The sequence below is a fragment of the Saccharopolyspora gregorii genome (assembly GCF_024734405.1).
In the GTDB taxonomy this organism is placed as follows: domain Bacteria; phylum Actinomycetota; class Actinomycetes; order Mycobacteriales; family Pseudonocardiaceae; genus Saccharopolyspora_C; species Saccharopolyspora_C gregorii.
The window spans coordinates 1110101-1124074 of record NZ_CP059556.1 but is presented as its reverse complement, the minus strand read 5'-3'; the positions used below and the strand labels follow the sequence as shown (position 1 = coordinate 1124074).

10 protein-coding genes are annotated in these 13974 nt (G+C 71.7%); 2 read left to right on the top strand and 8 right to left on the bottom strand.

Features of this window, described 5'->3' with window-relative positions; translation table 11 throughout:
- Positions 1-107: 107 nt before the first annotated feature.
- The gene (locus tag H1226_RS04830) at positions 108-827 is read left to right on the top strand and encodes a hypothetical protein (RefSeq protein ID WP_258347471.1); all 720 of its coding nucleotides are present in this window, start codon (positions 108-110) and stop codon (positions 825-827) included.
- Positions 828-1055: 228 nt separating this feature from the next.
- Here H1226_RS04830 and H1226_RS04825 read toward each other — a convergent pair whose 3' ends face one another.
- From H1226_RS04825 to H1226_RS04800, 6 genes are all read right to left on the bottom strand, one after another.
- The gene (locus H1226_RS04825; RefSeq protein ID WP_258347469.1) at positions 1056-3275 is read right to left on the bottom strand and encodes a 3-hydroxyacyl-CoA dehydrogenase NAD-binding domain-containing protein; all 2220 of its coding nucleotides are present in this window, start codon (positions 3273-3275) and stop codon (positions 1056-1058) included.
- Positions 3276-3409: 134 nt separating this feature from the next.
- Complete coding sequence (locus H1226_RS04820) at positions 3410-4624, bottom strand: acetyl-CoA C-acetyltransferase (protein WP_258347467.1); 1215 nt, start codon at positions 4622-4624, stop codon at positions 3410-3412.
- 212 nt (positions 4625-4836) lie between these two features.
- Positions 4837-6420: an L-lactate permease gene (locus H1226_RS04815; protein WP_258347464.1), complete on the bottom strand. Its 1584-nt coding sequence runs from the start codon at positions 6418-6420 to the stop codon at positions 4837-4839.
- Between the two features lie 281 nt (positions 6421-6701).
- Entirely contained in the window at positions 6702-8033 is a 1332-nt protein-coding gene (locus H1226_RS04810) for a (Fe-S)-binding protein (protein WP_258347462.1), read from the bottom strand.
- Positions 8030-9268, bottom strand: a complete 1239-nt coding sequence (locus tag H1226_RS04805) for an FAD-binding oxidoreductase (protein WP_258347460.1) — start codon at positions 9266-9268, stop codon at positions 8030-8032. The genes H1226_RS04810 and H1226_RS04805 overlap by 4 nt, the downstream gene beginning before the upstream one ends.
- On the bottom strand, positions 9268-10752 hold the full coding sequence (locus tag H1226_RS04800) for an FAD-linked oxidase C-terminal domain-containing protein (protein WP_258347458.1): 1485 nt from the start codon (positions 10750-10752) through the stop codon (positions 9268-9270). The genes H1226_RS04805 and H1226_RS04800 overlap by 1 nt, the downstream gene beginning before the upstream one ends.
- A 239-nt stretch (positions 10753-10991) precedes the next feature.
- Between H1226_RS04800 and H1226_RS04795 the strand changes: the two genes are divergently transcribed.
- On the top strand, positions 10992-11492 hold the full coding sequence (locus H1226_RS04795) for a YbaB/EbfC family nucleoid-associated protein (RefSeq protein ID WP_258347456.1): 501 nt from the start codon (positions 10992-10994) through the stop codon (positions 11490-11492).
- A gap of 168 nt (positions 11493-11660) precedes the next feature.
- Here H1226_RS04795 and H1226_RS04790 read toward each other — a convergent pair whose 3' ends face one another.
- Both H1226_RS04790 and H1226_RS04785 read right to left on the bottom strand, forming a co-directional pair.
- Entirely contained in the window at positions 11661-12809 is a 1149-nt protein-coding gene (locus tag H1226_RS04790) for an alkaline phosphatase family protein (RefSeq protein ID WP_258347453.1), read from the bottom strand.
- A gap of 17 nt (positions 12810-12826) precedes the next feature.
- A complete protein-coding gene (locus H1226_RS04785; protein WP_224958300.1) occupies positions 12827-13969 on the bottom strand; it encodes an acyl-CoA dehydrogenase family protein in 1143 nt (380 codons plus the stop codon).
- Positions 13970-13974 lie beyond the last annotated feature (5 nt).

Below are 13974 nucleotides of genomic sequence, written 5' to 3'. Positions count from 1 at the left end.
TCCCGGCACCGCACCCCGGCGCCGGGCCGGGAACCGAGCCCCACCCGCGACACCAAGGAGAACTGATCTTGCGCCCCTGGACCACGCGCACCCTGCAAGCAGCCGTCGTGGCTGCGGGATTCGCCGCAGTCGGGGCAGGCACCGCCTCGGCAGCGCCCACTCCCGACCTGGCCAAGCCGGACCTGTCCACGGTGCCCGACACCATCGGTGCCACCGTGCCGGTGAACGCCTGCAGCGCGCAGGACGCTCCGGGTTTCAACAGCACCAAGGCGCCCTGCGTCGACGCGCAGCTGCGCGCCGAAGCACCGAACGTCGTCAAGCAGGTCGGCGCCGACATCGTCACCACCACGCACGGCGTGGCCGGTGAGCTCCGCGACGGCAAGCAGCTCGACGAAGCCAAGCTGACCCGCATCTCGCAGCACATCGGCGACGAGCGGCTCCGGGTCGAAGGGCTCGCCAAGACCCGCCCGACCATCGGTTTCGACGTCGAGCCGCGGCACACCGGCATCGTCGACTCGCACGCCCCCGGCGGGGGATTCCTCAAGGGCGAGATCGGCCCGCGGCAGCCCGACCACCAGGGCGTGTCCACCGGGGACACCGCGGTCGCGCTCACCGCCGCGCAGGGCTACACGGTGGGCCCGGCGGCCCGGCCCGACGAACTGCTCAAGCACGACTTCCGCGGTGGCGACCTGCCGGAGGTCGGCGACGTGGTGCCCGCCGCGGGCAAGGTCGCCGACATGACCAAGGCCGACGAGCTCACGTCCGTTCCCGGGCAGGTCGTGCACGGCCTCGCCACCGGGCTGCCGCAGCTGCCCGGACAGCGCTGACCTGAGAACGGGCGCGCCGCGGCGCGCACCGAACGCGAAAAGGGGCGCCGGACCAGTGGTCCGGCGCCCTTTTCGCGCGCCCGGGATCGGTGCGAGCAAGGGAACCTTTCTGCCACCGGTGACAGGAAGGTTCCCTTGCTCGCATGCTCCGGACCGCCCCGTGGCGGGGGACTGCGGTGCGCGGAAGGTCGCCTTCCGGTCACCGGTGATCGGAAGGCGACCTCGTGGTCACGCCGCGGAGGTAGCGCTGACGATCTCGGCGTCCGGCTCGCCGAGGTCGAACGACTCGCCGGCTTCAGCCTTGCGAACCAGGGATGCCGGCGGGGTGAAGCGCTCCCCGTAGCGCTCGGCGAGCGCCCGGGCGCGCTCGACGAATCCGGGGAGGCCGCCGGGGTAGCCGTTCATGTACTGCACCACTCCCCCGGTCCACGCGGGGAAGCCGATGCCGAAGATCGAGCCGATGTTGGCGTCCGGCACGGACCGCAGCACGTCCTCGTTCAGGCAGCGGACCGTTTCGACGGCCTGGATGAACAGCAGCCGTTCGACGAGGTCCTCGAGCACGACCTCCGACGGGTCGATGCTGCCCGCGCCGAGCTCGTCGACGAGTCCGGGCCACAGCCCGGCGCGGACGCCGTCGGTGTACTCGTAGAACCCGGCACCGCCGGACCGGCCGGGGCGCTCGAACTCCTCCACCATCCGGTCGAGGATCTCGTCGGCCGGATGCGGGCTCCAGGTGCCGCCGGCGGCTTCGAGCGCGCGCTTGGTCTCGGCTCGGATCTTGCGCGGCAGGGTGAGGGTGAGCTCGTCGAACAGCTGCAGCACCGGCGCGGGGAATCCGGCCTGGTTGGCGGCCTGTTCGACGGTGGCCGGGTGGATGCCCTCCCCGAGCATCGACACGCCCTCGTTGAGGAAGGTACCGATGACGCGGCTGGTGAAGAAGCCGCGGCTGTCGTTGACGACGATCGGCGTCTTCTTGATCTGCTGCACGACGTCGAACGCCCTGGCCAGCGCGCGGTCGCTGGTCTGCTCACCGCGGATGATCTCGACGAGCGGCATCTTGTCGACCGGCGAGAAGAAGTGCAGGCCGATGAAGTCCTCGCGGCGGCGCACGCCTTCGGCGAGGGAGGTGATCGGCAGTGTGGAGGTGTTGGAGGCGATGAGGGCGTCGCCGTCGATGACGTCTTCGATCTCGCCGTACACCCGGTGCTTGAGCGCGGTGTCCTCGAACACGGCCTCGATGACCAGGTCGCAGCCGGTGAGCTGGTCGTTCTGGTCGGTGGGGGTGATGCGGGCGAGGACCTCGTCGCGTTCGGCCTCGGTGGTGCGGCCCTTGGCGACGGCCTTGTCGAGGATCTTCTCCGAGTAGGCCTTGCCCTTCTCGGCGGCGGCCGCGGAGACGTCCTTGAGCACCACCTGCATGCCCGCCTTCGCGCACACGTGGGCGATGCCCGCGCCCATCATTCCGCCGCCGAGCACGGCGACCTTGTTCGCCGTCCAGCGTTCGAACCCGTCGGGCCTGCTGCCGCCGGAGTTGATGTGCTGGAGGTCGAAGAAGAACGCCTTGCTCATGTTCTTCGAGGTCTGGCCGCTGGCGAGGTCGACGAAGTAGCGGCCTTCGATCTCCAGGGCGGTGTCGAAGTCGACCTGGGCGCCTTCGACGGCGGCGGCGAGGATGTTCTTCGGCGCGGGCATCGGGGCGCCCTTGAGCTGCTTGCGCAGGTTCGCGGGGAACGCGGGGAGGTTCGCGGCGAACTTCGGGTTCGACGGGGTGCCGCCGGGGATCTTGTGCCCCTTCTCGTCCCACGGCTGCACGGCACCGGGGTTGTCCTTGATCCACTGCTTGGCGCGGTCGAGGAGGGCGTCGGCGTCGGTGACGACCTCATCGACGAGGCCGATCTCCTTGGCCTTCTCCGGGCGCAGCCGCTGGCCCTGGGTGAGGACCTTGAGCAGGGCGTCGGCGATGCCGAGCATGCGGACCGTGCGGACGACGCCGCCGGCGCCGGGCAGCAGGCCGAGGGTGACCTCGGGCAGGCCGAAGCGGGTCTTCGGGCCGTCGAGGGCGATGCGGTGGTGGCAGGCGAGGGCGATCTCCAGCCCGCCGCCGAGGGCGGTGCCGTTCAGCGCGGCGACGACCGGGACGCCCAACGTCTCCAGGGCGCGCAGCTGCCGCTTGCTGGTGGCGCTGACCTCGGCGAACTCCTCGACGTTGGCGGGGCGGACCTTGACGAGGTCGCGCAGGTCGCCGCCCGCGAAGAAGGTGCTCTTCGCCGAGGTGATCACCACGCCGGTGATCTTCTCGCGCTCGGCCTGGAGGCGCTGCACGGTCTCTTCCATCGACCGCAGGTAGCGGTCGTTCATCGTGTTCGCCTGCTGCTGGGGGTCGTCGAGGGTGAGCACGACGATGCCGTCGGCGTCCTCGGTCCAGCGGATGGTGCTCTGGTCGCTCATGGCGTAGGTGCCCTTCGTGGTTCGCGAACACCGGCCGGCGGGGTGCGAGCAAGGGAACCTTTCTGCCACCGGTGGCAGGAAGGTTCCCTTCATCGCGGCGCGGCGGCCGGTGCCGGGGTCGGTGCGGGGTGGGTTCAGCCGAGCCGTTCGATGACGGTGGCGATGCCCATGCCGCCGCCGACGCACAGGGTGGCCACGCCGTAGCGCTGCTCGCGGCGTTCGAGTTCGTCGATGAGGGTGCCGAGGATCATGGCACCGGTCGCGCCGAGCGGGTGGCCCATGGCGATGGCGCCGCCGTTGACGTTGACCTTCTCGTGCGGCAGGTCGAATTCCTTCATGAACCGCAGCGGCACCGCGGCGAAGGCCTCGTTGATCTCGACCAGGTCGATCTGGTCGATGGTCAGCTCGGCCTTGGCGAGCGCCTTGCGCACGGCGGGTCCGGGGCCGGTGAGCATGATCGTCGGGTCGGCTCCGCTGAGCGCGGTGGAGACGACGCGGGCGCGCGGGCGCAGGCCGGTGCGGTCGCCGAGGCTCTCGCTGCCGATGAGGGCGAGCGCGGCGCCGTCGACGATGCCGGACGAGTTGCCGGGGGTGTGCACGTGGTCGATGCGCTCCACCCAGTGGTACTTCTGCAGGGCGACCGCGTCGAATCCGCCCATGTCGCCGATGGCGGCGAACGACGGCTGGAGACCGCCCAGGGAGTCGGCGGTGGTACCGGGCCGGATGTGCTCGTCGCGGTCCAGCACGGTGCGGCCGTTGCGGTCGACGACCGGCACCACGCTGCGGGCGAAGCGGCCGTCGGCCCAAGCCTTGGCGGCCCGGTTCTGGGATTCGGCGGCGTAGGCGTCGATGGTGGCGCGGTCGAAGCCTTCGAGGGTGGCGATCAGGTCGGCGCCGATGCCCTGAGGCACGAAGGACGTGTCGAAGTTCGTCTCGGGGTCCATCGCCCAGGCGCCGCCGTCGGAGCCCATCGGCACTCGCGACATGGATTCGACGCCGCCGGCGAGGACGGCGTCCTCCCAGCCGGAGCGGACCTTCTGGGCGGCGACGTTGACGGCTTCGAGCCCGGATGCGCAGAAGCGGTTGAGCTGGACGCCGCTGACGGTGTCGGGCAGGCCGGCGGCGAGCGCGGCGGTCTTGGCGATGTCGCCGCCCTGGTCGCCCATCGGGGAGACGACGCCGAGCACGAGGTCGTCGATCAGCTCGGGGTCGAGGCCCGGGTGGCGCCTGCGGAGTTCGTCGACGAGTCCGACGACGAGGCTGATCGGTTTGGTCCCGTGCAGCGAGCCGGTTTTCTTGCCGCGTCCGCGCGGGGTGCGGATCGCTTCGTAGACGAGCGCCTCGGACATGGGCGACGTGCCTCCTCGTTGCGGCCTGGTTCTCCATCCAGAGTGTGACACCAGCACTGTCACAGTCAATGGCATGCGGGCGCGAGGAAGGGAACCTTTCTGCCACTGGTGACCGGAAGGTTCCCTTCCTCGCACCCGGTCGGCACGGGTGAGGGCGGCGCCGTGACCGGAAGGTTCCCTTCCCCGCAGCGGTGACCGGAAGGTTCCCCTGCTCAGGTCATCCAGGACAGCACCGGCGTCGACTGCAACGCCACCAGCACGCACATCAGCAGCAGGAATCCGAGGCTGAACGGCAGGACGCGGCGGAACAGGTCCCCTTCACGCCCGGCCATGCCGACGGCTCCCGCGGCGATCGCCAGGTTCTGCGGGGAGATCATCTTGCCGAGCACACCGCCGGATCCGTTGGCGGCGGCCGCGAGCATCGGTTCGATCCCGGCCTGTTCGGCCGCGGTCACCTGCAGCGCCCCGAACAGCGAGTTCGACGAGGTGTCGGATCCGGTGACGGCGACGCCGAGCCAGCCGAGGATCGGCGAGAGGAACGCGAACAGCCCGCCGGTGGCGGCCATCCAGGTGCCGAGCGTCGCGGTCTGCCCCGAGGTGTTCATGACGTAGGCGATGGCGAGCACCGCCATCACGGTGACGATCGGCAACGCGAGCTGCCGGTAGGTGGCGCCGTAGCGGCCGAGCGCGTCGCGCGCCCGGATCCCGATCACCGGAATGGTGATGAGCCCGGCGATCAGCAGCAACGATCCGGCGCTGGACAGCCAGTTCAGCTTGAACTCGGTGAGCGACAGCGCGTCCCCGCCCGCGTCGCGGACGTCCAGCCCTGGCCAGCCGAACTTGAGCGTGACGGTCTCGAGCAGGTCGGCGACGAGCCCGAGCTGGGCGACGACGAACACCGCGATGATGATCAGGTATGGCGCGTAGGCGCGGAGCACGTCACCGCGCCCGTCGGCGCCTCCGGTCGCGGGCGGTTCCGCTCCGCGCGGCGTCCACACCCGCAGCAGCAGCACGGTCGCCCCGGCCGCGAGCAGCGCCGCGATGATGTCGGTCAGCGGCACGGACACGTAGTTCGCGGCGGCGAACTGGGCGACGGCGAAGGTGATGCCGCAGGTGAGGGTGGCCGGGAGGGTTTCGCGCACGCCCCGCACCCCGTCGATGATGCCGACGAGCACCATCGGCACGATCACCGCGAGAACCGGGGTCTGCCTGCCCGTCATGGCGCCGAGCTCGTCCAGCGGCAGTTCGGTGACGCTGGCCAACGTGACCAGCGGCGAGGCGAGCGCTCCGTAGGCGACGGGCGCGGTGTTCGCGACGAGCGCCACGACGGCCGAGGTCATGGGGCTGATCCCGAGCGCCAGCAGCATCACCGTGGTGATCGCGACCGGGGTGCCGAAGCCGGCGAGTGCTTCGAGCAGCGCGCCGAAGCAGAACGCGATGATCACCGCTTGGATCCGCCGGTCCCCGCTGACCCGGGAGAAGCTCCGCTGCAGCACGTCGAAGTGCCCGGTGGTGACGGTCATCTGGTAGATCCAGATCGCGTTGATGACGATCCACAGGATCGGGAAGAAGCCGAAGGCCGCGCCGAGCACGGCGGACAGCAGGGCCTGGTCGACCGGCATCGGGTACACGAACACCGCGACCGCGAGCGCGACGGCCAACGCGATGAGCGAGGCCTTCCACGCGGTCATGCGCGCGACGCCCAGCAGGGCGAACAGGACCAGCAGCGGCAGGGCGGCCGCGAGGGCGCTCCAGCCGAGCGAACCGAACAGCGGGGCCAGGATCTGTTGGTACACGACCACTCCTTCGTGGCGGAGGCCGACGGGCCGAGACGGCGACGATAACCGCGCACCACTGCCGCTGGTAGCGCCGTCCGGCCCGGGTTCGGGGTGCGCTCAGCGCCTTGACGAGACGTCCGCTGCGGGCTCCGAGCAAGGGAACCTTCCAGTCACCGGTGCGGTGGAGGGAACCTTCCTGTCACGCGGCGCCGACGCCGAGGTTCCGGCCGTCGGGTCACGAGCAAGGGAACCTTCCGGTCACCGGTGCGATGAAGGGAACCTTCCTGCCACCCCCGCGCTCAACCCCGCAGCAACCCGTCCACCCCCACCCCGCGGATGGCCGCGTCGAGCACCTGCACGGTGTGCGCCATCGGCATGGCTTCCCCGCGCCGTTCGAGGGCGGCGCGGATCTGCATGGAGCACCCGGGGTTGGCGGTGACGAGCAGTTGCGCGCCGGTGTCGCGGACGTGGCCGGCCTTGCGGTCGCCGAGTTCGCGGGCGGCGTCGGGTTGGAGCAGGTTGTAGATCCCGGCGGAGCCGCAGCACAGTTCGCCGCGATCGATTTCGCGGAGTTCGATGCCGGGGATGTCGCGCAGCAGGTCGCGGGGTTGGCGGCGGATGCCTTGGCCGTGGCTGAGGTGGCAGGCGTCGTGGTACGCGACGGCGGCGGGCAGCGGGTGCCGGGTGGCGGCGGGTCCGAGTTCGGTGAGCAGTTCGGTGATGTCGCGGACCTGGGCGGCGAACCGTTCGGCCTTGGCGGCGTAGTGCGGGTCGTCGCGCAGCAGCCGCGGGTAGTCCTTGAGGGTGGAGCCGCAGCCCGCGGAGTTGATGACGACGTGGTCGACGCGGGTCTGCTCGAAGGTGTCGAGGAGGGCGCGGGCGAAGGCGGTGGCTTCGGCTTCGCGGCCGGAGTGTTCGCTGAGCGCGCCGCAGCACCCTTGCGCGGGTGGGATGACGACGTCGCACCCTTCGGCGGCGAGGACGCGGGCGGTGGCGGCGTTGACGTCGGGGAAGAAGGCGCTCTGCACGCAGCCGGTGATCATGCCGACGGTGGCGCGGCGCGGTCCGCGGGCGGGCACGCGGCGGCCGAGCCGGGGCGCCCGGGTGATGGGCGGTGCGAGAGATTCCATGGTGCGCAGGTGAGGCGGCAGCGCGTCGGTGATCCCGGTGCGGCGCAGCAGTGCTCCGATGCGGAGCCGTTGGTAGAGGGCGAGGGGTCCGCGGAGCGCGCGGAGCCTGCGCGGGTGCGGGAAGAGGGTGAAGATCGCGGTGCGCAGCAGCTTCTCCCAGCGCCCGCGGGTGTGGTTGCGTTCGATCTGGGCGCGGGTCTCGTTGATGAGGGTGCCGTACTGCACTCCGGAGGGGCAGGCGCTGACGCAGGCCATGCAGCCGAGGCAGGCGTCCATGTGGCCGACCATGGTGTCGGTCATGGGTTCGCCTTCGAGGCCTTCCTTCATGAGGTAGATGCGGCCGCGCGGCGAGTCCATCTCTTCGCCCCACAGGTCGTAGGTGGGGCAGCTGGGCAGGCAGAACCCGCAGTGGACGCAGTCGTCGACGAGTTCGCGTTGCGGCGGGTGCAGCGCGTCGAACGCTCCGCCGCGGAGCACGTCGTCGGGTTCGGTGTCGGTCATCGGATTCCTCCCGCGTGGCGGCCGGGGGCGAGTCGGTGTCCGGGGTCGAAGCGGTCCTTGAGCTGCCGGTCGAGCGCGGTGAGCGCGGCGGGTCGCGGCCCCCACGGGTCGAGGGCGGCGCGGACGGCGGGGGTGCCGCGTTCGAGCGCGGTGTAGCCGGGCAGTGCGCGCAGCGCGGTGACGAGTTCGGTGGTGGCGGCGGGGTCGGCGGTGCCGGGGAGTCCGGCGTGCAGGACGCCGAGTCCGGCGGCGCCGCGCAGCGCGAGCGGCAGTGCGGTGCGGGTGGCGGCTCGGTCGGCGGCGCGGAGCAGGTCGGCCAGCGCGGCCGGTTCGGTGCCGATGCGCAGGCCGGTGCCGTCGGCGGGGAAGGGGTGCGCGCCCCACCAGCCGGGCGGGTGCTCGTGGACTTCGCCGCCGACGGTGCGGGCGAGCGCGTCGGCGCGGGCGTGGGTGGCGTCGGGGCGGCCTTCGAGCTGCGCGGTGATGGTGATGGGTCCGCCGGGTTCGGGCCGGTCGAGTTCGATGGCGGTGGGCATGGCCTGGCTGTGCCGGTGGGCGTCGACGATGCCTGCGGCGTCGCCGGGGTCGTGGGTGGTGCTGCTGATCCAGCGGTGTTCGGCGGCGAGGGGGTGCAGCCGGAACACGGCTTCGGTGATGACGCCGAGGGTGCCGAAGGATCCGGTGTAGAGCTTGCCGAGGTCGTATCCGGCGACGTTCTTGACGACGTTGCCGCCGGAGGTGGTGGTGGTCCCGTCGGCGAGGACGACGGTGATGCCGATGAGCAGGTCGCGGATTCCGCCGAAGTAGTGCCGGGCGGGTCCGGAGGTGCCGGTGGCGACGACGCCGCCGACGGTGGCGGTGGGCTGCGGCGGATCGATGGGCAGCCGTTGACCTGCTGCGGCGGCGGTGTCGTGCAGCGCGCGCAGCGGGGTTCCGGCGCGGGCGCTGATGACGAGGTCGCCCGCGGCGTGTTCGAGGATGCCTGTGCAGGGCGCGAGGTCGAGCAGCAGGTCGGCGGAGGTGGGCGCCGGTCCCCAGTCGAGTCTGCTGCCGGAGCCGCGGGGCACGACGGTGAGGTCGTGTTCGGCGGCGGCGCGCAGCGCGTCGGCGACGTCGGCGGTGTCGGCGGCGGTGACGACCCAGCGGGGCCGGATGCCGGCGATCTCGTCGTGTTCGGTGGCGTCGCGGAGGCGGTCGCCGAGCCGGTCGTGGAGGGCGGCGCGGGTGGTGGTCATCAGAACTGGTCCGCCAATCCTGCTTCGGTCAGCGGGTGCACGCCGCGGCGGGGTCCGGGGACTTCGCCGCACAGCCGCGGCGTGGGGAACACCTTGCCGGGGTTGCAGATCCCGGCGGGGTCGAACGCGCACCGCAGGAGTTGCATGGTGTCGAGGTCGTCGTCGGTGAACATGCGCCCCATGTACTTGACCTTGTCGGCGCCGACGCCGTGCTCCCCGGTGATGGAGCCGCCGTGTTCGATGCAGAGGTCGAGGATGGCGCCGGAGACGGCTTCGGCGCGTTCGGCGGCGCCGTCCTCGGCGTCGTCGAACAGCACGAGCGGGTGCAGGTTCCCGTCTCCGGCGTGGAAGACGTTGGCGACGCGGACGCCGGAGTCGGCGGAGAGGCGGGCGATGCGGCCGAGCACTTCGGGCAGCGCGGTCCGCGGGATCACCCCGTCCTGGACGATGTAGTCGGGGCTGATGCGGCCGACGGCGGCGAACGCGGATTTGCGGCCTTTCCAGATGGTGGCGCGTTCCTGGTCGTCGGCGGCGACGCGGATCTCGAAGGCCCCGTGCCGGTCGCAGTGCCGCTTCACCTCGGCGAAGGTGTGCTCGACTTCGGCGGTGGGCCCGTCGAGTTCGACGACGAGGACGGCACCCGCTCCGTCGGGATATCCGCAGTGGACGGCTTGTTCGGCGGCTTCGATGGCGAGCGCGTCCATCATCTCGATGGCGGCGGGGGTGACTCCGGCGCTGATGATGGCGGAGACGGCGGCGCCCGCGTCGTCGGTGGTGCGGAAGCCGGCGAGCAGGGTCTGCACGGCTTCGGGTGCGCGCAGCAGCCGCACGGTGATCCGGGTGACGACGCCGAGGGTCCCTTCGCTGCCGATGAACGCGCCGAGCAGGTCGTAGCCGGGTGCTTCGCGGGCGGTGCCGCCGAGTTCGACGAGTTCTCCGTTCGGCAGCACGACCTGCAGCCCGAGCACGTGGTGGGTGGTGAACCCGTACTTGAGGCAGTGCGCGCCGCCGGAGTTCTCGGCGACGTTGCCGCCGACGGAGCAGACCTGCTGGCTGGAGGGGTCGGGCGCGAAGTAGTAGCCGTGCGGGGCGGCGGCGCGGGTGACGTCGAGGTTGATGACGCCGGGTTCGACGACGGCGCGTTCGTTGGCGATGTCGACGTCGAGGATGCGGCGCATCTTGGCGGTGACGATGAGGACGCCGTCGGAGTGCGGGAGCGCCCCGCCGGACAGGCCGGTGCCGGAGCCGCGCGCGACGAACGGCACGTCCTGCTCGGCGCAGGCGGTGACGACGTGCTGGACCTGTTCGGTGGTTTCCGGGAGGACGACGACGGCGGGCACGACGCGGTGGCTGGCGAGCCCGTCGCATTCGTAGGTGCGCAGCCGTTGCGGATCGGTGATCACCGCGCGTTCGGGCAGCGCGGTGCGCAGGTGCCGCACGAGCCGGTCGAGGTCGGGGGCGGTCGTGGCGCTGGTGGTGGACATGGGCACGCCTCCTCACCACTGAGGATTTCGCTATGCGGAAACAACATTCCGGCCGTCGGGAACTCTAGGCGGATCGCCGCATAGATACAAGAGGCCGACGAGGCGTCGCCGCACCCCCATTGTGCTCCTCGTCACCACCTCCGAGGTTCGGCGCGGAGCGGAAACCGCGGAACGTCCGCGGCGCGCCACCAGCACTGGCTACGCTCTCTGAAAACGTTCGGAAGTCGGGGAGACTTTTCATGTCCAGCGCCCAGCAGCGCGTCCGGGAGATGCTGTCCCGTTTCGAGGAGCAGGCGGCGGCCGCGGCGCAGCTCAAGGACAAGATGAGCGAGATCCGCGGCGAGGCGCGCAGCCAGGACGGTGCGGTCACCGTGACCGTCGCCCCGTCCGGCGCGGTGCTCGACCTGCGGCTGAGCCCGGAGGCGATGCGCTGCTCGCACACCGAGCTGCAGCAGACGATCGTGCAGACCATCCGGCAGGCCACCCAGCGGGCCGCGGAGACGATGAACGCCACCGTGGAACCGGTGCTGGGCGATCGGGCCGAGCAGTTCCGCGAGGCCTACCAGGCGCACGGGGCGCAGCCGCCCGCGGACGTCGACGCGGCGGCGGAACCCGCGCCGAGACCGGCACCGCCCGCGGCCGACCGGCCCGCCCAGCCGCCGCGGTCCCGCCCGAACCGGCCCCGCCGCGACGACGACCCCGGTGACGAGGACTTCTCCCGCGACTCCTTCCTCCGCTGAACCGACGAACGCAGAACCCGCGACCCCAGAACCGGCCGACGCAGAACCGGCCGACGCAGGACGGACGAACGCGATCGGCGCTGCACCGACGGACCGTCACCGGCGACCACGAGCCCGGAACCGTTCCCGGCGGCCGCCCGGACGCGACCGGTCACCGGCGCGCCGCGCTCATCCCCGCGCGATCAGCAGCGGCACGTGCTGTTCGGCCGCGGTGAGCGAGCCGTGGTGGCCGCGCAACGCGGATTCGCCGGGTTCGGCCGCGGACCGCACGACCGCGCCGTCGCGCAGCACGGCGATGGCCTCGCCGATGCGCGAGCGCACCTCGTCGGTGACGACGGGGCCGAACCACCCGTCGTCGACGGCCTGCTCGCGGGTCACGACGGCGCCGCGCTCCCCCAGCACGTCCCGCCAGGCGTGCAGCACGTCGTCGCGCGCCCCCGGCAGCGGGTAGAGGTGGCGGGCGCGGGGTTCGCCGCCGATGAGCCGCAGCCCGGCGCGCAGCGCGGGTTCGGAGTCGGCGTCGACGGCGTCGGCCGGGTCGACGGCGACCATGCCGTGGTCGGCGACGACGAGCAGCACCGATTCGGCGGGCAGCCGTTGCAGCAGCGAGTCGACGAGCCGGTCGACCTGGGCGAGCTGGATCCGCCACGGCAACGAACCGGGCCCGTGCACGTGGCCGACGAGGTCGAGGTGGCCGTGGTAGCCGTAGCACAGCGCGGGCCCGGGCTCGGCGAGCGCGGCGAGCAGTTCCGCACCGAGGTCGCCGAGCGCGTGCACGCCGCGGAACTCGCCGCCGCGCAGCGCGGCCCTGGTCAGCCCGGTCCCGCCGAACTCGGCGGGCGCGACGGAGCGGACGGCCACCCCGGCTTCGGCGGCGCGTTCCAGCGCGGTCGGGGTGGGCTGGGCGATTTCCGGCGGCCACTCGTCGAGCAGCCCGCGCCGCCGCCCGTCGGCGCCGCGGCTCACCCACGCCAGCGGGTGCAGCAGACCGCCGGAGGGTTCGGCGAAGGTGTAGCCGACGATCCCGTGCTCACCGGCGCGCCGCCCGGTGCCGAGCGAGGTGATGCTGGTGGCGGTGGTGGTGGGGAATCCGGCGACGAGCGGCTCACCGGTGGCCAGCGAGTTCAGCGCCGGCGCGTCGGCGGCGTGCTCGCGCAGCAGCGACCAGCCGAGCCCGTCGACGAGCAGCACGGCCGCCGAACGGCACCGCGGGATCCCGAGCACGTCGGTGAACCCGGCGGTGCCGAGGGCGGCCAGCGCGGAGGGCAGCACGTCGGACAGCGCCCGGTCCGCCGCGGGGGTGACCATCCAGTCCATGCCGCACCTCTTCCGACTCAGATCCCCAGCGAGCGCCCCACGATCTCCTTCATGATCTCGGTCGTGCCGCCGTAGATGGTCTGCACGCGCGAGTCGAGGAACGCCTTCGCGACGGGGTATTCCAGCATGTAGCCGTAGCCGCCGTGCAGCTGCAGGCAGCGGTCCACGACGCGCTTGTTCATCTCGGTGAGCCACCACTTGGCCATGGCGGCGTGTTCCACGCTCAGTTCACCGCGGACGTGGTCGGCGACGCAACGGTCGGCGAACACGCGGCCGATCTGCACCTCGGTGGCCATCTCGGCCAGTTCGAAACGGGTGTTCTGGAACTTGCCGATGGGGCGGCCGAAGGCGGTGCGGTCCCGGCAGTACTGCTTGGTGATCTCCAGGATCTTCTCGGCGCTGGCGGCGGCGGCGACGGCGATGGACAGCCGTTCCTGCGGCAGGTTCTGCATCAGGTAGATGAAGCCCTGGCCCTCTTCGCCGAGCAGGTTCGCCGCGGGCACCCGCACGTCGTTGAAGTACAGCTCGGCGGTGTCCTGGGACTTCTGCCCGATCTTCTCCAGGTTGCGGCCGCGTTCGAAACCGTCCATGCCGCGCTCGACGACGAGCAGGCTGATGCCCTGCGCGCCCGCGTCCGGGTCGGTGCGGGCGGCGACGATCACCAGATCGGCGTTGATGCCGTTGGAGATGAACGTCTTCTGCCCGTTGAGCACGTAGTGGTCGCCGTCGCGGACCGCGGTGGTGCGCATGCCCTGCAGGTCGCTGCCCGCTCCGGGTTCGGTCATAGCGATGGCGCTGATGATCTCGCCGGTGCAGAAGCCGGGCAGCCAGCGCCGCTTCTGCTCCTCGGTGGCCAGCCGGGTCAGGTAGGGGATGTTGATGTCGCTGTGCACGGGCACGCCGAAGCCGTTGATACCGGCGTTGACGAGCTCTTCGTCGAACACCACGTTGAACCGGAAGTCGTCGACTCCCCCGCCGCCGTAGGTCTCGTCGACGGCGATGCCGAGCAGGCCCTGCTCGCCGGCGGCCAGCCACGCGTCGCGGCTGACGACGCCCGCGGCCTCCCACTCCTCCTGGTGCGGGAGGAGTTCTTTGGCGATGAACGCCTTGGCGGTCTCGCGGAACGCCTCGTGCTCGGCTTCGAACAGTTCCCTGCGCATGCGGG